Origin of the sequence: Paenibacillus ginsengarvi, from assembly GCF_003626695.1 — a bacterium.
In the GTDB taxonomy this organism is placed as follows: Bacteria; Bacillota; Bacilli; order Paenibacillales; family NBRC-103111; genus Paenibacillus_AB; species Paenibacillus_AB ginsengarvi.
In genome coordinates, this window is sequence record NZ_RBAH01000053.1 from 1 (window position 1) to 20,822 (window position 20,822).

The 20,822-nt window shown below is 54.5% G+C and carries 18 protein-coding genes; 10 read left to right on the top strand and 8 right to left on the bottom strand.

Translation table 11 applies throughout. The features are described from left to right. Positions 1–237: 237 nt before the first annotated feature. The 4 genes from D7M11_RS35455 to D7M11_RS35470 all read right to left on the bottom strand — a co-directional run bounded on the left by D7M11_RS35455 (position 238) and on the right by D7M11_RS35470 (position 2,942). The gene (locus tag D7M11_RS35455; RefSeq protein ID WP_120751989.1) at positions 238–819 is read right to left on the bottom strand and encodes a BTB/POZ domain-containing protein; all 582 of its coding nucleotides are present in this window, start codon (positions 817–819) and stop codon (positions 238–240) included. Between the two features lie 331 nt (positions 820–1,150). Then, positions 1,151–1,603, bottom strand: coding sequence for a VOC family protein (locus D7M11_RS35460; protein WP_120751990.1), 453 nt, complete (start codon positions 1,601–1,603; stop codon positions 1,151–1,153). Positions 1,604–1,737: 134 nt separating this feature from the next. After that, positions 1,738–2,199 carry a DUF2269 family protein gene (locus tag D7M11_RS35465; RefSeq protein ID WP_120751991.1) on the bottom strand — a complete coding sequence of 154 codons (462 nt, stop codon included), beginning with the start codon at positions 2,197–2,199 and terminating at the stop codon, positions 1,738–1,740. A 14-nt stretch (positions 2,200–2,213) separates the two neighbouring features. Beyond that, positions 2,214–2,942, bottom strand: a complete 729-nt coding sequence (locus tag D7M11_RS35470; protein ID WP_120751992.1) for an NAD(P)-dependent oxidoreductase — start codon at positions 2,940–2,942, stop codon at positions 2,214–2,216. A gap of 140 nt (positions 2,943–3,082) precedes the next feature. Here D7M11_RS35470 and D7M11_RS35475 point away from each other — a divergent pair, with 140 nt between their 5' ends. Further along, positions 3,083–3,451: a winged helix-turn-helix transcriptional regulator gene (locus D7M11_RS35475; protein ID WP_120751993.1), complete on the top strand. Its 369-nt coding sequence runs from the start codon at positions 3,083–3,085 to the stop codon at positions 3,449–3,451. Positions 3,452–3,547: 96 nt separating this feature from the next. Further along, positions 3,548–3,730, top strand: a complete 183-nt coding sequence (locus tag D7M11_RS35480) for a hypothetical protein (protein ID WP_240041449.1) — start codon at positions 3,548–3,550, stop codon at positions 3,728–3,730. A gap of 158 nt (positions 3,731–3,888) precedes the next feature. Here D7M11_RS35480 and D7M11_RS35485 read toward each other — a convergent pair whose 3' ends face one another. Together D7M11_RS35485 and D7M11_RS35490 are read right to left on the bottom strand one after the other, a co-directional pair. After that, on the bottom strand, positions 3,889–6,225 hold the full coding sequence (locus tag D7M11_RS35485) for a type IA DNA topoisomerase (protein WP_120751994.1): 2,337 nt from the start codon (positions 6,223–6,225) through the stop codon (positions 3,889–3,891). 139 nt (positions 6,226–6,364) lie between these two features. Continuing rightward, positions 6,365–7,246 (bottom strand): AraC family transcriptional regulator, encoded by an 882-nt coding sequence (locus D7M11_RS35490; protein WP_120751995.1) that lies wholly within the window; start codon positions 7,244–7,246, stop codon positions 6,365–6,367. A gap of 453 nt (positions 7,247–7,699) precedes the next feature. Between D7M11_RS35490 and D7M11_RS35495 the strand changes: the two genes are divergently transcribed. The 6 genes from D7M11_RS35495 (at position 7,700) to D7M11_RS35520 (ending at position 15,238) form a co-directional block, all read left to right on the top strand. Next, positions 7,700–10,078, top strand: a complete 2,379-nt coding sequence (locus D7M11_RS35495) for a hypothetical protein (protein WP_120751996.1) — start codon at positions 7,700–7,702, stop codon at positions 10,076–10,078. Between the two features lie 26 nt (positions 10,079–10,104). After that, positions 10,105–11,406: an ABC transporter substrate-binding protein gene (locus D7M11_RS35500; protein ID WP_120751997.1), complete on the top strand. Its 1,302-nt coding sequence runs from the start codon at positions 10,105–10,107 to the stop codon at positions 11,404–11,406. Then, a complete protein-coding gene (locus tag D7M11_RS35505) occupies positions 11,407–12,159 on the top strand; it encodes an RraA family protein (RefSeq protein ID WP_120751998.1) in 753 nt (250 codons plus the stop codon). 50 nt (positions 12,160–12,209) lie between these two features. Then, positions 12,210–13,133, top strand: coding sequence for an N-acetylneuraminate lyase (locus D7M11_RS35510; protein WP_158607015.1), 924 nt, complete (start codon positions 12,210–12,212; stop codon positions 13,131–13,133). A gap of 30 nt (positions 13,134–13,163) precedes the next feature. Then, complete coding sequence (locus D7M11_RS35515; protein ID WP_120752000.1) at positions 13,164–14,234, top strand: sialidase family protein; 1,071 nt, start codon at positions 13,164–13,166, stop codon at positions 14,232–14,234. Between the two features lie 116 nt (positions 14,235–14,350). After that, a complete protein-coding gene (locus D7M11_RS35520) occupies positions 14,351–15,238 on the top strand; it encodes a helix-turn-helix transcriptional regulator (RefSeq protein WP_158607016.1) in 888 nt (295 codons plus the stop codon). A gap of 74 nt (positions 15,239–15,312) precedes the next feature. On the opposite strand, the gene D7M11_RS35525 is transcribed toward D7M11_RS35520, so the two are convergent. Beyond that, positions 15,313–16,671, bottom strand: a complete 1,359-nt coding sequence (locus D7M11_RS35525) for an ABC transporter substrate-binding protein (protein ID WP_120752002.1) — start codon at positions 16,669–16,671, stop codon at positions 15,313–15,315. A gap of 323 nt (positions 16,672–16,994) precedes the next feature. Further along, positions 16,995–17,807, bottom strand: coding sequence for a helix-turn-helix transcriptional regulator (locus D7M11_RS35530; RefSeq protein WP_158607017.1), 813 nt, complete (start codon positions 17,805–17,807; stop codon positions 16,995–16,997). A 173-nt stretch (positions 17,808–17,980) separates the two neighbouring features. Between D7M11_RS35530 and D7M11_RS35535 the strand changes: the two genes are divergently transcribed. Both D7M11_RS35535 and D7M11_RS35540 read left to right on the top strand, forming a co-directional pair. Next, positions 17,981–19,300, top strand: coding sequence for an ABC transporter substrate-binding protein (locus D7M11_RS35535; RefSeq protein ID WP_120752004.1), 1,320 nt, complete (start codon positions 17,981–17,983; stop codon positions 19,298–19,300). Beyond that, positions 19,297–20,637, top strand: coding sequence for an FAD-dependent oxidoreductase (locus D7M11_RS35540; protein WP_120752005.1), 1,341 nt, complete (start codon positions 19,297–19,299; stop codon positions 20,635–20,637). The genes D7M11_RS35535 and D7M11_RS35540 overlap by 4 nt, the downstream gene beginning before the upstream one ends. The last annotated feature ends 185 nt before the right edge of the window (positions 20,638–20,822 follow it).

Here is a 20,822-nt window from a genome sequence, read left to right on the forward strand (position 1 = left end):
TTCAGGGGGGTTGGTTTCCTATTGCCAAAAACGTGCGTATCCGGAGGATTGCGCAAAGACAATACCCTCCAAGCGGCGTTCTCCCACCCGATTAATTTTCAGGATAGAAAGTTTAACTTCGCTAAAGTATTAAAGCGAAGTGCGAGTTTCTGTACCAAGAAAAACTTCCGCTAAAACACGAATGTACATCATCGAAAGGCTTCGATTAGAAGTTTTTCTTACAAATGTTTTAAAATCTCAGCCCGTGTATTCGCGGAAAAATTCGTTGTAGTAGGTGAATCGGACGCCCGGTATGCGAAAACCCATCGCGAACCCCGCTTCCGTTAATGTGATCGAATATAAATAACGTGAAGAAACACGGCTGCGGACGAGCCGTTCGACGATAGACTGATCGCTCCGCCGAATCGCTTCTGCGAGGGCCGAGGCGAACGGTTTGCTGCCTACGATCGCACGGTAGAGCGGCAAGATGGCGGCCGCGATCAAACGATGTGCCTTCGCGCTGAACCGGAATTGCGTCGTGCCCGGCCGCAGTGACGTGCCGTTTGTGTACACGTATAGCGGCGCCGGAAATAACACGTCAAGAAAGTAGCCGATGCCGTTCGTCGCCAGCGCCGGATTGCGCAGCGGCACCGCTTGCCGGAACAGCCGGAGCATTGCGCCGAGATTGGCGCTTTTGACGGCGGCGGCCCATCTCCGACCATATATCGCGTCGCACGTTATTTTTCGGTAGAACGGAATCATCGTCTCCGCCGTTTTGGCGATATCGCTTGCGGTCGGATACACGGACTTCCGCGGCTTCGGTTTGATGTGAGTGTTCATTGGGGCTCTCTTCCTTCCTTATCGTTGTATCAGCATATGCCGAAACTCGAAAAGGAAGCGGGCTGTAGCCCTGGGGATGTCGACGAGGCAAGCTGCCGCCCGGGTTAACGGGGGAGGGACTGAAGTTCGGTGAGATGCAAGGATTGGAGACTGGAGTCGTTGATTTAACGCGGTTTGAATAGAAGAATCGTCAGCTTATGAAAAATAAGTTTCAGCCAGTAAATGAAGCAGCGGCGGACCAAGACTTGAACAATAAAGTCTTAGACTGCCGCTGTTGTCATTCAACTAACATTCTCGTTAGTTAAGGCCCTTTCATTTGGTTAAACGTCATTTATTTATTGCCGAGTTGTTCCGCCAAACCGATTAGAAGTCCTTCCTTTCCACGTATGTAGCAGAGCCGATACGAGTTCTCGTACTGAACCACTTCGCCAACGAGCTGAGCACCATGCTTAGTGAGTCTGGATACCATTTCGTCAATGTCTTCAACGGCGAACATGACGCGCAGATAACCGAGGGCATTGACAGGAGCAGTTCGGTGATCCGATATAGTAGGTGGGGTGAGGAATCGCGAAAGCTCAAGTCGGCTGTGGCCATCTGGGGTAACCATCATAGCGATCTCTACACACTGTGAACCCAGCCCGGTTACGCGGCCAGCCCATTCACCTTCGACAGTAGCTCGCCCTTCGAGCTTCAAGCCGATCTCCTCGAAGAAAGAGATTGCGTCATCAAGGGATTCTACAACGATGCCAACATTGTCCATTCTTAATAATTTGTTTTGTGCCATAGTTTTATCTCCTTAGGTGTACACATTTATTACAGGATCATCTTCATATTTATTGTATCAAAAATTACTAATTACTTCCAAACGATTCATATCGTCGTAATACGATCGTTTTACGTAATAAAATTACGTAGATATTAAAAGGGCTTAACGACCATAAGCACGGTTATGGCAATCATCAGAAACTGTGCCGTCGACTCGAGCGGCGCGATCTTTTTCATCGCCCGTACAAACTCGGCAGGAACTTCATCCCTTTGGCCTTGAGCTTCAGAAACGATCTGCATAACCTTTTTCATCCGCGGTTCGATTAATCCGCCGATCGTCGCTACCATGAGCAGTGCTAGCAGGATGGATAGATTCAGCCACATTTGGGATAGCCCCATCTTGGTTAGGATCATAAGCCAAATCCCGGTAAGAATAAGTACGGCTCCGCCCATTTTAGGAAATATGGCAAGCTTGGACGTTATACTGAAAGCAAAGCGCAGCTGGCCAGCGGTTCTGGCGGATCTGCGGATGACAGGCACCAAGAAAGCAGGGCCGATTACAGCAATCGAAGCCAATATATGCAAAATGAGCAGCAATCCAAACAAACCATTCATTTCCTTCACCCTCCTCAGCTCACCGGAATATCGCTTCGATAGGCGAGACCGACCCTTTTCCTTTTGAACGGCCCTGCAAGCTCGAGATGGTTCAGCATACAAGTCGCCACGTCGTCATAAGCGACATCCAGCTCTTGAAACCGGCTGAACAAGTGACCGGCTATATCGGCCTCGGAAAACTCCTTTATCGCCTCCAGAATAGGCACGGGCAAGGTTTCCGTTGTCACATGCAGTCGAGCAGGCTTCGGATGCTCTACCGATTCAACCATCGTTCCTGGACACATGATGGACCAATCGAGCTGAGTCTTGCGCAGTCGTTCGAGATTCCGATTATGATTCTGGTACGTAGGCGGGAAGCCGGGCAAATTGTTGCCGATGAGATCGGTATATGGAATATCCAACAGACCCGCGCCTCCCATTAACCATACCCGCCCGGAGAAACTGGACTGGCTTTCGCATTGACTTACAAGGTTATCGACGATCCGAACGAATTGTTCTCCTTGGGCCGCAGTTCCCGCTGCAAGAATAGCAGCGTCTTGGTGCGAGAGAGCCTCGCGAACGCTTGCCGGGTCCAGAATATCCCGCGCGATCACCTTTACATGTTGTGCAGTATGCTCGCTTTGTTGTTCATAAAGCTTCTCAGGACTTCGCACAAATGCGGTCATTTCATGCCCCATCTTAACCCCTTGGGCGAGCACTCTTCTTCCCGTATTTCCCGTTGCCCCGAATACAATGATTTTCATCGTTTTTTCCTCCTTCTATATGGTTCCTTCAACATTTAGCTTGGGTTGACTCAAGCTTAGCATCGTTCTAAAATCTTGTTAAGAACCCACTATGATGTAGGATACTCACTTAAAAGTAAGTATGGGCAGGGAGGGATATCATGTTTGTTCGCGCGGAGGCCGGGGAGGAAAGGAAATGCCCGATCGAGACGTTGATTCGAGTAGTAGGCGGGAAGTGGAAGCCTTTGATTTTATGGCATTTGCTGGATTCCACGAAAAGGTTCAATGAGCTGGAGAAATTGATTCCCGAGGTAACCCAGAAGATGCTGGCGCAGCATCTACGAGAGTTGGAGAACGACAGGTTGGTGACACGTACGATTTATCCGTCGGTCCCTCCTAAAGTGGAATATGCGCTAAGCGAATATGGAAAGACGTTGATTCCTGTCTTGGAAGTCATGTGCGAGTGGGGCGATAATCATAATAGACCGAACGTGAAGACAACTGCCTTGGTAACCGCAAATCCGGTGTAGGACTATAGAGGTTACGAGTCTCGATGATTCGAGAAGCCCACGGCTTAAGCCGTGAGGAGTCGTCACGGTTTTTCAATGGATTCGAATTTTCAAGACATGCCGGCCATGCAAAAGGAAAAAGCTGAATTTTGGGGCAGACTCAAGTCTGACGGGCGTTTTAATAAGCAAAAAAGTGCCGCAAAAGACGATCGCGAATGGTCAGTCAACGAGGTTTATCAAGGCAAACCGTGGAATTATTTCGCGGTGGAAGCTGGCAGGGTGCCTGTGGTTAAAAAATAAAAAGGTTTGTCGAATTGCCGCTATTTGAGACGTGGACGGGCATTTTTAGCGGAACGCAGTTCCATCATGTCGTTATTTCCGACATAAGGGACGCGTTTCGCTAAATGCCTGCTTTTTTTTTAACAGAATTCAGGTACGTCAAGTAGGGAGTAGGGCCACTAAGTTACCGTCTCGATCTCCACTTGCCCCAGATTCCGGTCTTTAAGCACAATACGACCCTCGATCGGCGAACCCGAGCGGTCGATCAGCTTCAGCTTGTTCGTGCGTCCTTTTTCGATCAAGCTTTTGATCATCGCGGGAGTTAGCGTTTTGCCGAGGCTTTCCTTCCAGATAACGAATTTGCAGCCGAGCTTGTAGTTGCTGCAGCCATAACCTTTGTTCCCCATAAAAATGTGGCCCCCGCAGCCCTCGCGCGGGCAGCTCGCGATCACCTCGCGGTCCCCGCTAGCGCTGTTCGCCGCTGCTGCGCCACTAGCCCGCGTCCCGCTTGCACGGCTCGCAGCGGCGTCGCCTGTTCGCGTGCTGCCGCGCGTTCGCGTCCCGCCGCTCCGTGAGCCGCCGCGTGACTTGCCTTTGCCGCCGGCTTCGGCGGCGTCCGCTTGCGCGGACTCGAACAGCGTCTTGGCCGCGCGAGGCTGGACGCTCACCTTCTCGACGATGGAGCGCGTGAACTTCTTCACGTTCTCCATAAACGTCGCGTCGGACGCTTGCCCCCGGGATATTTCGTTCAGCCGCCGTTCCCACTGCCCGGTCATCTCCGGGGACGTCAGCAGTTCGACGCCCGCGCCGCGGATCAGCTCCACGGCGGAACGGCCCTTCTGCGTAATCGCGATCCGCTTGCCCTGCATCGTCACATAGCCGACGTTTTTCAGCCGCTCGATAATCGCGGCCCGCGTCGCGGGCGTGCCGAGGCCGGAATCCTTCATCGCGTCGCGTAGCTCCTCGTTCTCAAGCTGCTTGCCCGCGCTTTCCATCGCCTTCAGCAGCGTACCTTCCGTATATGGCTTCGGCGGCTGCGTTTCCTTCTCCTTCGCCGCCGAATCACGGCAGTGCACCGGCTCGTCCAGCGCAAGCGTGAACGGCGTATCGACAAGCTCCTCCTCGGGCTCGCTCGGTCCGTCGCCGTCCGGACCTTCCTTGCCTTCCGCCGGTTTGCCGCCGGATTTTTTGCTCGTGTCCTTCGGCGCGCTTTTGTCGTTCTCGTAAATGATTTTCCAGCCGAGACTTAGCAGTTGCTTGATGGTCGTCTTGAACTTCTCCCGTTCAACCTCGGTTAGCACCGTATGCATCTTATATTCGGCCGGCGGGTAATACTGCGACAAAAACCGGCGAATGATCAAATCGTATACCTTCTGCTCCTCGGGCGAGAGCGAGCCCGCCCGTTTGCCCGTCGGCAAAATGGCGTGGTGGTCCTCAACCTTGGCCGGATTGCACACGGCTTTGTTGTTTTTGTGCACGAGCTGCTTGTTCGCGCCCGCCGCCAGCGTTTCGTACGGCGTTCCCTTCAGGGCGTCCAGCGCCCGGTGCATCTCGGGAATGTTTTGCTCGTTCACGTAGTTCGAGTTCGTCCGCGGGTACGAGATAACCTTATGCTTCTCGTAGAGCGCTTGCGCGATATCGAGCGTTTTTTTGGCGGAGAAGCCGAACCGGGCGTTCGCGTCCCGCTGCAGCAGCGTCAAGTCGTACAGCCGAAACGGATACTCCTTCGTGTCCTTAATCTCGTAGCTTAAGATGTGCCCCGGCTTGCCCTTCACCTTGGCGGCGATAGCCTCCGCCTTCTCCTTGTCGGTCAGCCGGTCTCCCTGCCACAGCCCGCGATAGGCGGTCTCGCGCTGATCGAAATACGCTTCCACCTCATAAAACTTGACGGAGGAAAACTGCTCGATCTGCTTTTGCCGGTCATGCAGCAGCGCCAGCACCGGCGTCTGCACGCGTCCGACCGACAACAGCTCGCCATGCTTCGTCGTAAACGCGCGCGAGCCGTTCATGCCGATCAGCCAGTCCGCTTCGCTTCTCGCCCGGGCGGCCTTCGTCAAGGGCTCGTACGCGCTGCCGTCCTTCAGCTCCGCGAAGCCGCGGCGGATCGTCTCCGGCGTGAGGTCGGAGATCCACAGCCGCCTGACCGGCTGGCGCAGCTTCAGATGCTGCTGGATATAGGCGAAGATGAGCTGCCCTTCGCGCCCGGCGTCGCAGGCGTTGACGATGTCGCGGCATTCTTTGGCGAGTCCGGCGATTACCTTAAGCTGGTCTTTCGTTCGCGGATTCGGCAGCAGCTTGAACGAGTCGGGAATAATCGGCAAATCGGTAAAGTTCCATTTTTTGTATTTGTCATCGTACAGATCGGGCTCCGCGAGTCCAATCAGATGCCCGATCGCCCACGTGATGATGTATTGCGAGCCCTCCAGATGCGTGCGTTTATTGACGGCCTTCGGCTCGATCGCGGCGGCAATGTTGCGGCCCATGTCCGGCTTTTCGGCGATAATCAATGTTTTCAATCGTGCGTCCCCCGGTAAAAAAGTCGGCGGAAAATAACGCTCCCGCCGCTTCTGGTCAACTTCCATAGTACCACAAAAACGGACTTCATGCGGTCCTGTCAGAAAGGTAGTGTCGGGAAAACGCCGGCTGCCGGACGTGTTATTCGTCCTCCTGAAGCCTGCCTGACCATCGTTTCCGATAAGCCGAAGGAGAGATGCCTTTCATATCGCCGAATACGCGCGAAAAGCTGGCGAACGAGCGGAAACCGGCTTCCAGCGCAATATCCGTAATCGTCATGTCGCTCGAGCGAAGCAGGCTGCAAGCCTGACGGATTCTAAGCTCGTGGACGAAATCGACGAAGCTCGTTCCGAGATGGTGCTTAAGCTGCTTGCTCAAATTCGGCACGCTAAAATGAAACAGCCGGGCAAGATCGGCCAGCGTAAGCGGCTCCTGATAATGCTGATGAATGTAATGAACGATTTCCCAGATGGCGGACGTCTCCGGTTTCCGGCCGGCTTCGGCCGGAGCGGAGCGTTTCTCCAGACGAAGCCGGTCGAACCGGGCCAGCGCCTCGAATAACATGGATGTCAGGATGAGCTTCTTCCAGGGCTCGTCCTTGTTGTATTCGTGCTGCATCCGATCGAACAGGGCGAGCAGGTCCCGGTGTTGCTCCGCCTCGGAGCGGACAAACGGAGCCGCCTCCGTATCGCCTGCATGCAGCAAGCAATGTCCGAGTTCGCGGTCTGGCGCGTTTAGCAGTATCCCCATATCGAAATTGCACACGTGCAGCAGCAGATTCGAGCCTGCGTCGGCGCGGATGTCGTGAATTTGGTACGGCAGAAGGAAGGTGATCGTTCCCGGTCCCAGGCGATGCTTCACGCCGTTTACCGTTTCAGTGCCGGTTCCTTCGACGACGAGACTGAGTTCCAGAAAGTCGTGCCGGTGGGGCGGTATGTTGTTGTTTACTTTTTTAATAATGTAGAATGGAAACCGGTCCATGTTCGGATAATCGGTTAGCACCGGCGGAATGACGGGCGGCATGACCAGACCTCCTGACTTTATCGGCCTTTTGCCGTAGGCTTGCAGTCGTGAAAAAAACAATAACGAAAAAAATGAGAGGAATCGTAAAATTATTGGACGCTAAAATCGAAGCACGCGGGTATGATAGAGGCAAGGTAAGCGCTTTAACCAACATCAGTATATCAAACAAACGGTTTGCGGCGGAAGGAGGGAGCGAGCAGCTTCAGAGCACGAATTTATTTGTGAATTTTATCACATGTGGCGTTTCTTGTAAATGAAAATCACTCCAAGTTCGTAACTACGAAAGCAGGCGTTCCAAATGATCGCATCGGCTTTGCGCCCTGCCGAAGAGAGAAATCAGACTGTAGCCGCCAAGAAGAAGCATCAGGGACGATGCAGCGACTGACGCCAAAAGGCGACTGCCGTTTCATCGAAAGGTTTCGCCAATTCCATGTATAGCGGAGGAAACGAGCGATGAATCATCAACCCGATCCTAAAAAGCTTGACGACACAACCCCCGTAGCGGATGCGGAGGATCAAATAAGCCGAAGGGCGCTGCTCGCTTCTTTCGGCATCGCGGGCGCTGCCATCGCTACCGGAGGCTTTCTCCAATCCGTTCAGGCGGAAGCGACGGTTACGAACCAGGTTTACAACCCGAACGGAACGCCCGAAGATTGGGAACAGGTTGACACCCTGACGCACAGAATTACTTGGATCAGCGTCGATGAATTCGAGAGCTACGCAACAAGAGACGAGAACGGCATCATCATCGATTGGGCACCGGCTTTCAATTACGCTCTGAGCTCCGAGCCCGGCGCCAAAGTATGCTGCGCAAGGAAAAGCTACAAGCTTACGGGGCAAATCATCCTGCCGCAGGACACGGCCATCGTAGGGACGAAGAGAGGCTTCACCCAAGGCCCGGCAACAGCGACGACCAACGGTCCGAATCGAATGTATGTCGAGCACGATACGAAGTTTTTGATTGACCCGGCCAATATGACCGCACCTACCTTTGTCATGGAACGAAACAGCACCATAGAGGGAGTCGAACTATTTTATCCCAACCAGAGCGTGTTCTCGACCTCTCTGAGCAACATTATTCGTTTCCCGCTTACGATCGACGCGAAGGCCGGATGTAATCTTGTCAATGTGAACTTTTTCGGCGCCTATCATTTCTTCAAAGGAACGGGCGAGCGAATCAGGATCGATAGCCTGTTTGGCTATAGCTTCGGAACGGCCATTCAGCTGTATAATGGCGGAGACGTCGCCTATTTGAACAACATCCATCTGAATCCGAACGTGGTTCGCCCGCCCGATGCTCTCCTGTGGCTCAATACTGGAAATCCCGACAGCATCGGCATCTACATCGAAGAATATGACGGAGTGAATATTTCCAATTTTCATACGATCTTTTACCGGACTTCCGTCAAGGTCAAGCTGAATCAAGGCGGAGCCCGATCGATTACGGTCAGCGATTTTTGGCTGGATATCACGGGACAAGCGTTCGATATTGAGGCCAACTCCGGACCGGGCATAAGAATCAACAACGGTGTCGTTTACACCGGCTATTCGGACGACTCTGCCTATGGCGGATTGCTAAGACTGAACAATCCCGTCAAGACGATTATTACACCCTGCATGGTAAGCAATGTGGCGGTCTCGCTTGTCAATCTGGCCAGGCATTCGTCGCTAACGCGGCCCGACTACGGAATTACGTTCGTCGGCAACTCCAACATTCGGCTGCTGTTGTCCAACCTGGACATGTTCGGTGTGGGGAAAGGATTGACGAGCCCCGCAGGGTACAACATCGTTGACGGGAAAATTTTTTCCGGCTCCTCCAGTTTTAATAAGTCGGTTCCGTATCCGAAAAAAAATATGCTTCAAAACGGAAGCAATTTCGTAAAAGGGACCGGTTCGGACGACATCCCGCTGTATTGGCACAAAACTGGGGGAACGATGACGGTGTATTACTTGCCGAACGGCAATATGAAACTGGCAACGGTAGACGCTTATCCCAGAAACGACGGCATTGTCCAAAGCTGCACGTTGACCGAAGCGGGGAGTTATCGGGTTGTCGTAAAGGCTGCGAATCCGAATCCGCGTTCAGGATTGCTTGTGAGGAAGCGGAACGCCGGGAAAACGAATGCCGTGGAATATACGCCTCTTTTCGATCAGGACGGCTTCTGCAAGCTGGATCTGACCGGCGCCGCGGCGAATGAAAGTGTCGATGTGCTGATTCATCCGGGAACGACGGCAGGAGATGCGATCGAGATCGAGTACGCTTTGCTGGTGAAGGGGACCGCATGGTACGACTACAGGCCCGTTCCGTCAGGACTGCCGGCACAGCAGGAATTTACGCTGCAAGGCGCCGCCGCCCCCGCGTTCGCGCCCCATTACGTCGGCGAACAGTATATCGATACGGCGCATAAAACCGTGTACACGGCAACAGGTACGTCTAGCGGCTCGGATTGGGTGCAAAACCGGGGAAGTCTGGGGCTGCATGCCGCGCTGTCACCCGCGGACGGACCGGCTCATACGTACGGAGCGGCGCTAACGGTTGCGCCGGCGGCAGGCTTTTCCGGCATCGAACTTGCGAAAGTAAAAATCGGCTGGGACGGAACGTTCGGTCCGGGTCAAACCGATACGGTAAAATTTCGCTGCGAGTATAGCGATTCCACGAACGTCATCATGGAAAAATCGGCGGCGGCGGCGGGGGAGGAATGGTTAACGGATGACGACATCGCGGGCTTCATTAAAGACGGCACGGTTCTCGTTTCCGTAACGGTGTATGCCAAATCGTCCCTGCCGGGCGGCGTAACCAAGACGGTACGGCTTGTAGGGTATTCCAGATAAATCATTCGAAACACGGGGGTTCGACTATGATAAAACATATAGTATTGTCTATCGCATTTTTGCTGGCGGCCGCTTCTTTGACGGGCTGCGGCAGCAAGTCGGGGAACAGCGGGGAGCCGCAAGCCGCCAAAGCAAACGATAAACCGATTGAAATCGTGTTTTCCGGCATTCCGCTCACAGAAGCCGAATTTGAAGCGCAGTTCGGCAAGCCGATCCACGACAAGTTCCCGCATATTACGGCGAAATTTATTACGCCGGGTAAAGGAACGGAGCTGAAAGATCTGGTCAGCGCCGGAACGCAGCTGGATGTTTACATGACCGCGACGGTCAACCTGCCGATGTTCCTGGACATGAAGCTGGATCAAAACTTGAACGAGCTGATCAAGAAATACAACTACGATCTAAGCAAGTTGGAGCCGAGAGCGATCCAGTCGATGAAGGATATGACATCCGATCAGCGCGTATTTGCGATTCCTTATCAGAATGCCTCGCTGGGCTACGTCCTTTACTATAACAAGGATCTGTTCGACAAATTCGGTGTCTCCTATCCGAAGGACGGCATGATCTGGGACGACGCATACGAGCTGGCCAAACGGTTGACACGGATCGAGGGCGGTATCCAGTACCGGGGATTCAGCGCCAACTGGTCGAATATTTTCGTCATCAACAACCAACTGAGCTTGCCGGTATTGGATGCCAGCGATAAAGCGGTGATTCAAACGGACGCCTGGAAAATGGTGTTTAACAATATTAAGCGTTTCTATGAAATTCCGGGCAACGGATTGACGGCAGACAGTCTTCCGGACAAGGTGCAGGAAGGCGATTTCCTGACCGGAACCGTAGCGATGACGGTTGGAGGGGGAGCGGCTGCGGCCGCGGATAAAGCGATCAGCTTCGATTATGTGGCCCTTCCTACTTACAAAGAGGCGCCGCAAACCGGAACCAAGTCGGCCGCAAGATATTTGCTGCCAACCAATACGAGTAAGTATAAAGATGACGTGTTCCAAGTCGTCGCGTTCCTGACATCCGATGAATATCAGCTAAATGCGTCCAAGGATGGGCGGTCAACGGCACTGCAAAGCAAAGAAATTCAACAAACGTACATGCAAAACAACCCGAAATTAAAAGACAAAAACAACTATGCTTACTTCTATAATAAGCCATCGGCTGCTGCGAAGATGAATCCGGAACTGATCAGCCTGAACCCGTATTTGTTCCCGGCAGGGGAGTTGGCGAAGGTCCTGCTCGGCGAGAGCGATGTCGCGACCGCACTACGCACGGCTGAGGAAAAATTGAATCAGGCCGTAGCGGCCAGGAAGAAGCAATAAATGAACGAGCTGCGATTAAGCCATAGCGAATTGTTGAAGCTGAAAAGATGGAATACGCCGACCGTCTATAACGGCTGGGAAGCCATTACGAAGCATGACATTACGAAAGGGTTCAACTCGGAAGAGACGCGGGATTATATGCCGCAAATGGGACCGATGGTCGGTTATGCGGTAACGGTGCAGATCGAACCGGGGAACCCGGCCCATGCGAAAAATAACCCGACAGCATGGAGCGAATACAGACAATATGTGGCCGGCGTGCCCGGCCCCAAAATCGTCGTCGTTCAAGATTTGGACGCTCCCCGTGTGATCGGTGCGTTCTGGGGGGAAGTGAACAGCAATATTCACCGCGCCCTGGGCTGCGTCGGCACGATCACCGACGGGGCGATCCGCGACCTCGACGAAATGACGAACGCCGGCTTCAAGGCGCTCGCCCGTCGATTATGCGTCGGTCATGCGTACAGCACGCCGGTCCGCTGGGGTTGCGACGTGGAAGTATTCGGCTGTACGGTCCGGCCGGGTCAGCTCATTCATGCGGATAAGCACGGTTTCATAGCTATTCCGCAGGAAGACGAGCGCCGCTTGCTGAACGCCGCCCGCTTCATGGACGACAATGAATGCGATACGCTGATTCCCGCGGCGAGAAGTTCGTCCGGCGTGTCCGTTCGGGAACTTCTTGAGGCTATCGACAACGCAGGCAGCCGATTCGGCATCCGAGCCAAGCAAGCTTACGGCAATAGCGGAGAATGGTAAGACGTTTCCGACTAAAGAGAAACATACAAACGGATAGGACAGGTGACAGCATGTTGTCAGTCGATTCATTTCACGGCATTATTCCGGCGCTCCTGACGCCGTACGACCCATCGGGAGCCATAAGCGAGCAGGCGACCCGCAGGCTGGTCCGGCATTTGCTGGAGAAGGGCGTTAACGGCTTTTATGCAGGGGGAAGTACAGGCGAAGGCTTGCTGCAATCGAGCGAGGAGCGCGAGCGGTTTCTGGACATTGTCGTTGACGAAGTTCAGGGAGCCGTTCCCGTTATCGCCCATGTCGGAGCGCTCGATACGGCGACCTGCATCAGGCTGGCGAAATACGCGGAGCGCGTAGGAGCCGACGCGGTATCGTCGGTCGCCCCGTTTTATTATAAGCACGGCCAGGAGCAGGTTCGCGGCCACTATCTCGATATTGCGATGGCGGCGGATATTCCGCTAATCCTGTACCATATTCCCGACTTGACGGGCGTTCATAGTTCCGTCCGATTTTACGAGCAGCTCGCTGCATCGGACAAAATCGTCGGCGTCAAGTATACGGCTAAAGACACGTTCGAGCTGCAGCAGCTGATCGAAGCGTGCGGACCGGATTTCCGCGTGTTCAACGGACCGGATGAATGCTTGCTGGCGGGCCTTGCGGTAGGCTGCTGCGGCGCCATCGGCAGCACGTACAACATGATGCCGGAATTGTTCGTGGAACTGTACCGGACATTCCGGGCAGGAGCCGTCGGCGAGGCGCGGAGTTTGCAAGCGCAGGCGAACCGCGTTATTGCCGAACTGCTGAAATACGACTTCATTGCCTTCGAGAAAGAAATATTGCGTCTGCAAGGAATCGACGTCGGTTTGCCGCGCAAGCCGCTCCAGCAGTTGACGGACGAAGAGCGGGCGCATATTGGCGCATTTGCACGGCAATTCGCCATTCTCGGCATCGGCGGCGCAGCGACGGAACGGTCTGCGTGAATATAATCTGGAACTAAGGAGGAAGGGACCATGATCGAATATGTAACGGTAGCCGAAGCGGGGGCGGGCAATCCGCGAAACGATACGGCCAGCATCATGCCGCTGAGTGACGGCCGGCTGCTGCTCGTTTGGCATAAGTACGAGGACAGTCCGGGTGGAGGAAGCGATTTCGGTCTTTGCCGCATTTACTCGAAAATGTCCCGGGACGGCGGAAGAAGCTGGGGCGAGGAAAAGATGCTCGTCGACGTTTTGCCGGGAGATCATAACGTACAGGCGCCCGGCATGTCGAGGCTGCCTTCCGGCGATTTGCTGCTGCACTGCCTTCGCGGCCATCATGGCGCCAGCAGCTCGACCATGTGTTTGTTCCGCTCGACCGACGACGGCCTCACATGGCGCGAAGCCGGAAGCGTATGGGAGCGAAGTGAGGGACAATGGCTGCAAGGCGGTGCGAATCATATGAACGTCCTCGCGGACGGACGCCTGCTGCTGCCGTTTCACTTCGGCACCGGGCATCAAGGTAGCCAGCACAATACGATCGGCTGCTTTCTAAGCGACGATGAGGGGCGGAGCTGGCGGCAGGCGGACTCCGTGGTCGATTTGCCGATGCGGGGGGCGATGGAAGCATCCGTTGCCGAGCTTGCGGACGGCAGGCTGATCATGTCGATCCGGACGCAGCTCGGAGCCGTATTCCTGTCCCATTCGGGGGACCGCGGAGAGACGTGGTCGCTGCCGCAAACGTCCAGCGTACCGGCTCCCGAATCCTGCACCTGTCTCAGAACGATTCCTTCCACCGGAGATCTCGTGCTGTTTTATAACGGCAGCCAGTACGATCCGGCCAGACACCACTTTGGGCTGCGTACGCCGCTGTCGGCAGCGCTGTCCCGTGACGGAGGGAGCACCTGGCGCAAAATCGGAGATATCGAGAACGGCCCGTACGAATATATGAACCTGAACTGCCGGATGACGGAAAAGGGAGGCGCCCTGCTGACGTACGCGAAAGTGGAGGACCCGCAGCTCATGCACAGCGACGGCAGTCTGCCGTTCAAGCGAAAGGGTCTCGATTTGTGCCTTGCTTTGATCGAGCCGGAATGGTTTTATTGAATATCGGTTTGGCGAATAAAATAAAGGGAGAACTTCCTCCTCTCGCGCGTTGGCGGTGCCGACCGTTTCGAGTGACCGGAGGTTCTCCTTTGTTTTTGAAGCGGAGGTGTGACGTTTTGTTATCAGGCGATCGAAACGATTATGCGGATGATTTTACAAATACACGTCTTCATGAGCTGCCCGTTTATATCAAATATCGCTTCTCGGAAACGGATTTCCATATGAATTATCACTTCCATCGCGGGTACGAGTTGTTTTTCCTTCACGAAGGCTGGGGTGCTTATATAAACGACGATTACGTGCATCCGTTCCAAGGAAACGATTTGATTTTGATCGAAGGCCGGCAAATCCATAGAGCTTCTCCGACGATAGGAAGGCGGTTCACCCGGACGGTCATCAATTTTTTGCCCGAATGTTTAATCCCCGAAACGAAACAACTCGTTCATGATTTGTTCGGGAAAGAACTCGAGAACGAAAACAGACACCTTCTCCTATCCGAGGAGAAGCATGCCCGAATTTATGCTCTGCTCCATCAGATCCATGCGGAATACACGGAGCGTCATACCGGCTTCCAGCATATGATCGGTATTTTGCTGACCCGGCTGCTTCAGGACATTCACCGCATCCGTTTTTCCGACCGCCCTCCTCCAAATAAGGACACCGCCGAAGAAAACCCGACCATCCATGATATCATCGACTACTTGTCGAGCCATTACGCAGAAAACATCCTGCTCGTGGAATTGGCCAAAAGGTTTTACATTACCCCCTATTACTTATGCCGTTTGTTCAAAAAAGCTACAGGGGATACAATCGGCCGCTTTATTACGTATGCCCGCATTCGTCAGGCGAAGCAGGAACTCGTCTTTACCGACATGTCCATTAGCGAGATTTGCACCCGCGTCGGCTATGGCAGCTTTTCCTACTTCGGCCTCGTGTTCAAGCAATATGAAGGGATGACGCCGAGGCAATATCGCCAAAGCTATAAACGGTCCATTAACAGGTAACGCCATCCGGCATCACGCGAAAAAAGCGGAATTCGTCCTAATGGCAACGGACTCCGCTTTTTGTAAGGTCGCTGTTATTTGGCCGCTTGTTTCTGCTCCAAATCTTTGTTGATCGCTTCTTCGGCTTCCATGAGCGCCGTGTTAATATCTTTGTCGTTCAGCACGACTTCTTTGAATTTGCTGCGCAAAATGTTGTAGGCGGCAGGGTCATATTTCGTAATTGATGGTCTTGCCACGGCAAATTTGTTTTTGATGATGGCGTCCTTATTTTTGCCCTTAAGCAGTTCGTTGGCCGTTCCGTACTCCGTCTTCACGCGATCCGTGCTGAGTACGCTGGGCCGGCCCAGCTTTGCTTCCGATACCTGCACGTCCTCGGACAAAATATGGGCGATTGCCATGAACGCCTGATCTTTGTATTTGCTCGTTGGTGAAATGCCTAGAAAAGGCGAGAACATTTGGATCGTTCTTCCCGTCGCTTCCTGGAAAGACGGCAGCGTAACGACATCCCAATTAAGTCCGTTTTTGATCGCGTCGGGCAAAGCTCCGAACATAAGAGTCGAGGCGAACATGGCCAGCGTTTTATCTTTCAAAAAGATGGTGCTCGCCCGGCCGCCGTAGTCCGCGGGTGCCGGCTTGGCGCCGTCTGCTTCATAGACGCGCTTCAGAGTGGCGAACAAACGGCTCCATTTGTCATTGTTTACTGCGGCCTTCATTGTTTTGGCATCGATGGCAGGCAGCGACAGCTGGTTATACGGGATCAGGATATGCTCCGCGAAATCGAGCCCCCGGTACTGCACCCCGCCGTCGAGCCGCGTCACCTTCTTCGACAGATCGATCGCCTCGTCCCAGGTCATGCCGTCTTTCGGATACGGCACGCCGAACTTGTCGAATATGTCTTTATTGTAATAGATGACAGCTGTGTTATGTCCACGCGGTATGGCGAGTATTCGCGCGTTTCCCGTATACGCTCTCACTTCATCCATAACGGCCGGGTCAATGGAGCTTAGATTGAAACCGAGCTTCTTGATCAGCGGCGTCATGTCATAGAGAACGTTCAAGTCATTGTATACGGGAATATCTCCGCTGCTGTCGCCCATAATGATATCCGGGACCGAGCCGGCCGCGATCAAGTCCTCCATATAGGAGCCTTTTTCTTTTTTGACCACGTTGATGGTCATAAAAGGGTATTTCGCTTGGATCGGATCGACGATCGCGCTTTTCATCAGCTCGTCGCCCATACTGCTGTTAAAAATCGTGAGGGTAACCGGCTCTGTCGACACCGCAGCCGAAACGGCCTTCCCCGGCTGTTCTTTTTCCTGCCGGGACGGATCGCCGCTTTTCTCCGTAGCGGTCCCCGTCGAGCATCCGAGCATCGCCGCCATTGCCAACATGGCGACCGATCCATTTACTGCGCGTTTCTTCGTTGCATTCATAGGACCCCTCCTTAGTTTTTCTGTCTGGCACAACTCTTATTGATACCGCTTTCACAAAAACTGTTTCATCGTCATGCCTTCATACGTTGGCATTTCCGCTTGAACTCGGCACCTATTCCGTCCGTTACGGCCTCCCGGCCCTAGCTCTTTGCTCCTCCTTTCCGCTGCCCGTATTTCGATTATACATAGCGGGCCCCGCCCGAGACTCTTCGCAAATTGACCTAAACTATAAAGAAATTGCCGTCTTCCATCTATGGTCACAGAGAAAACCCCGACCTTCTATAAGTCGGGGTATCCTCTATAGCTTTGAACGTCTCGCAGCCTTACAGCCGGTGCTCAAGCCGGTACATCTTCGGCGTCGTGCCGCAGTTGTTTTTGAACACGCGGCTTAAGTAAAAACCGTTCTGGTAGCCGCAGCATTCGGAGATTTGATCCAGCGTCAAGTTCGTCTCGACGAGCAGCTTCTTCGCCTTTTCCAAACGCAGCGCGGTGGCGTATTTGATCGGCGTCGTTCCGAGCTCCGTCTGGAACTTGTGGCACAGCTGCATACGGCTGACGCCGAGCGAGCCGGCGATCATTTGCAGGCTGAACCGCTCGAACGCTTGCTCCCGAATGAGCTGCGTCGCTTTTTCGATCAGCGGATCGGACGAACGGGGCGGCTCCGCCGACGGCAGCTGTTCCGTTTGCTCGCAGATCTGCAGCCATATATGGTGCAAATGATGGTTTCGGCGGATCATGCTCCAGCGCTCGTCCAGGAAGTTGTGGCGCTTCATCGCGGCGTAATCGTCCGTCAGCTTGTCGGTGTCGCGCAAGCTCACCTTCCCGACGGGAAGCCCGTCCAGCCGTTGCGGATCGAGCTCGTTGCCCAGATCGTCGGCCCAGTTCATGCGGAGCACGAATAAGGTGACCGGGGAGATGACGACGCGGCGAAAGGCGACACCGGGCGGACAAAACACAAGATCGCCGAACGAAGCGGTAGCGCTGCGATGTTCGATTTCATAATAAAACGACCCGTCCTCCACCGCAAAGACGAGCCATTCGGTTTGAATGCTTTCGTATTGAAAAAACTGCTCGCGCCGGACTACATGCCGGTAATACGTCAGCCGCGGGATATGTCCGCATAAAGGAAAAGACATTCGCTTCCTCTCCCCGTCTGCCCCGTCGCCTGTAATCGGCCCATTTACCGATACGGCGATTTTTAGTATATAGTTTAGATTACAAAAGTGCATGGTGAATGTAAAGCGCTTTCTCCTACAATAAAACCAGGAAGCAGGCCTGCTTCAACCTGTACAGAAAAGGGGAGCGTAACATGAAAATGAACAGACGAATACCGGTCGGAGCGGGCATGGGCCTTGCCATCGCCCTGGTAACCGCCGCTTGCGGGGGAGCGAACGACAAGGGAGAACCGACGTCGCCGGGGGCGGTCGTGAAGTCGTATGCCGACGAGCCGGCGGAGCTCGTTATTTTCGGCGCGGTGGGCAATACGGAGGAAGTATGGGACGAACGATTCGGCACGGCGCTGAAGGCGAAATTTCCGAAGTACAAATTCACCTATATTCAAGGGTCGGCCAAAAACACGCTGCAAAACCATATCGCGGCCGGCCAGCCGGTCGATCTCGTCCACGATTCGCTCGGCGGCATGCGCGGCAATATGATCGATAACAGGCTGAACTACGATCTCGCCCCACTCATGAAGTCGCATCAGATTGATACGAGCCGGTTCGAGCAGCCGGTATTCGATGCGCTCAGCGACAAAGGCAAGCTGTACGGGTTTCCGCTTCACGACGGCGGGCTCGTCCTCTACTATAACAAGGACATTTTCGACAAATTCGGGGTTCCTTATCCGAAGAACGGAATGACGTGGGACGAGACGATAACGCTCGGCAAAAGGCTCACCCGCTTCGACGGCGGCGTCCAGTATCTCGGCCTCGGCGTGTCCATCAATCATATGCTGACCATGAACCCGTATTCGCTGCCGTTTGTGAATGAAACGAGCGGCAAGGCGGCCATCCATACCGACGCGTACCGCAAGCTCGTAAACAAGACGATACTCGAGCCGGCCGAGGCGGACGGCTACCGCCCGTATTTGATATCTTCGAATAAAGCGATTACGAACGATAACTTTATGAAGGACAAAAACTTGGCGATGTTCGTCATGAACTTTTATTTGCAATTGCAGCCGGACTTCAGCACGTTTAATTGGGGAATCGTCAGCCTGCCGGTATTCGGCGATCTGCCCGGGGTCGGCTCGCAGCCTTACCCGAACGGTCTGTTCGTGTCCAGCTCCAGCAAATATAAGGATCAAGGCATGGAAGTGCTGAATTACTTAGTATCGGACGAATTCCAGATGTCGCTATCGCGCAAGGGCTTTATTCCCGTCGTCAAAACGAAGGCGGTCCGGGACGCTTACGGGGCGGATACCGCCTTCAAGGATAAGCAAATCGCCGAAGCGCTGTATGCGAATAAGCCGGCGGCCCCGATGCCGCGCTCTACGTACGAAAATTTGGTGCTGAATCCGCTTTCCGCGAATTTGTCCAAGGCGATGAAAGGCGAGATGGATCTGAACACGGCGCTTCGGGTGAGCGAGGAGCAGGCGAACAAGGCACTGGAAGAGGCGGTGCGCAAATGAATGGCGGGCACAGCGGCGGGCGTGCCGCAGCGCTCCCGATCCCGGCGGCGCAGGACGTTCACGGGGAGTATGACATCATTGTATTCGGCGGCGGATCGGCGGGCTGCACGGCGGCCATTCAGGCGGCCCGCGCGGGCAAGCGAACTGCGCTCGTAGAGAAAAACGGCATCCTCGGCGGAACGACGACCGTAGCTTCGGTTAATTTCCCCGGCTTGTTCCATGCCTGGGGCAAGCAGATTATTCGCGGCATCGGCTGGGAAATCATCGAGCGGACCGCGGAGCTGGGCGGGGCGACGCTGCCGGACTTCTCCGTCGTACCGGACAGACACTGGAGGCATCAAATTTTGGTGAACCGGTTTGTATACAGCGCCGTGCTGGACCGGCTCTGTCTCGAAGCGGGCGTTTCTCTCAGGCTGCACGAGATGCCTGCTGCCGTACAGCGCGGCAAGGATGGCGTGTATGTCGCGCTGGTCGGCAAATCGGGGCTGAAATGGTTCAAGGCGAGCAAGTTGGTCGATGCGACCGGCGATGCCGATGTGACCGGTTTGATGGGATACCCGCGTTGCAAGGGCGAACAGCTTCAGCCGGGAACACTGATCAACGACATCGGCGGTTACGATCCGGCGGCGATCGATCCGGCCGAGCTGAAGCGGGTATATGAGGACGCGCTGCGGGCGGGGGAGGCGGTCCGCAGCCGCTTCGACATGTATAACGACCTGAAGGCGGGCCGGATCAATATGCATGTGCAGGATATCGACGGCTCGGAATCACAGACGCGGACGCTCGCGGAGGTGAAGGCGCGGCGGCAACTGCTCGATACGGTGACGATGCTTCGCCGAGTGCCGGGGTGCGAGCGGCTCGAGGTCCGTTATGCGGCGGGCGAATGCGGCATTCGCGAAACGTGGCGCATCGACGGGGAAGCCGTGGTCGACGAGAATTGTTACGTTTCCGGCTACGTATGGCCGGATGCGGTATGCTACAGCTTTTACCCGATCGATCTGCATCACCATAGCGGGTACCATATCGAGCAAAAGGTGCTTGCTCCCGGCATTGTGCCGACACTGCCGTACCGGGCGCTCATCCCGAAAGGCAGCGACGATCTGCTCGTGGCCGGACGATGCGTTTCGGGCGACCGGATGGCCAATTCGGCGTTCCGCGTTCAGGCGAGCTGTATGGCTACCGGACAGGTGGCCGGGATGGCGGCGGCAATCGCGGCCGGGCGGAATTGTTCGGTACGGGACGTTCCGCTCGCAGAGCTGCGCGAGCAGCTAGAACGGTTCGGCGCGATCGTACCGGACGTTCCGGTAGTCGCAAACAAGCGGCAGCATTCAGATTAATAGGCTTATACGATACGAACGGCCCGTCTTTCGCCGCAAAGACGGGCTTTTTTATATTTGACGGATTGTAATATGAAGTGCGACAGCTAAAAACAAAGAAGCCCATGAATGGATTCGTGTAAAATGGAAGTCACCACAACACCATTTTTCACAGGAGAACCCAACATGAGCTACTCCCATCTTAG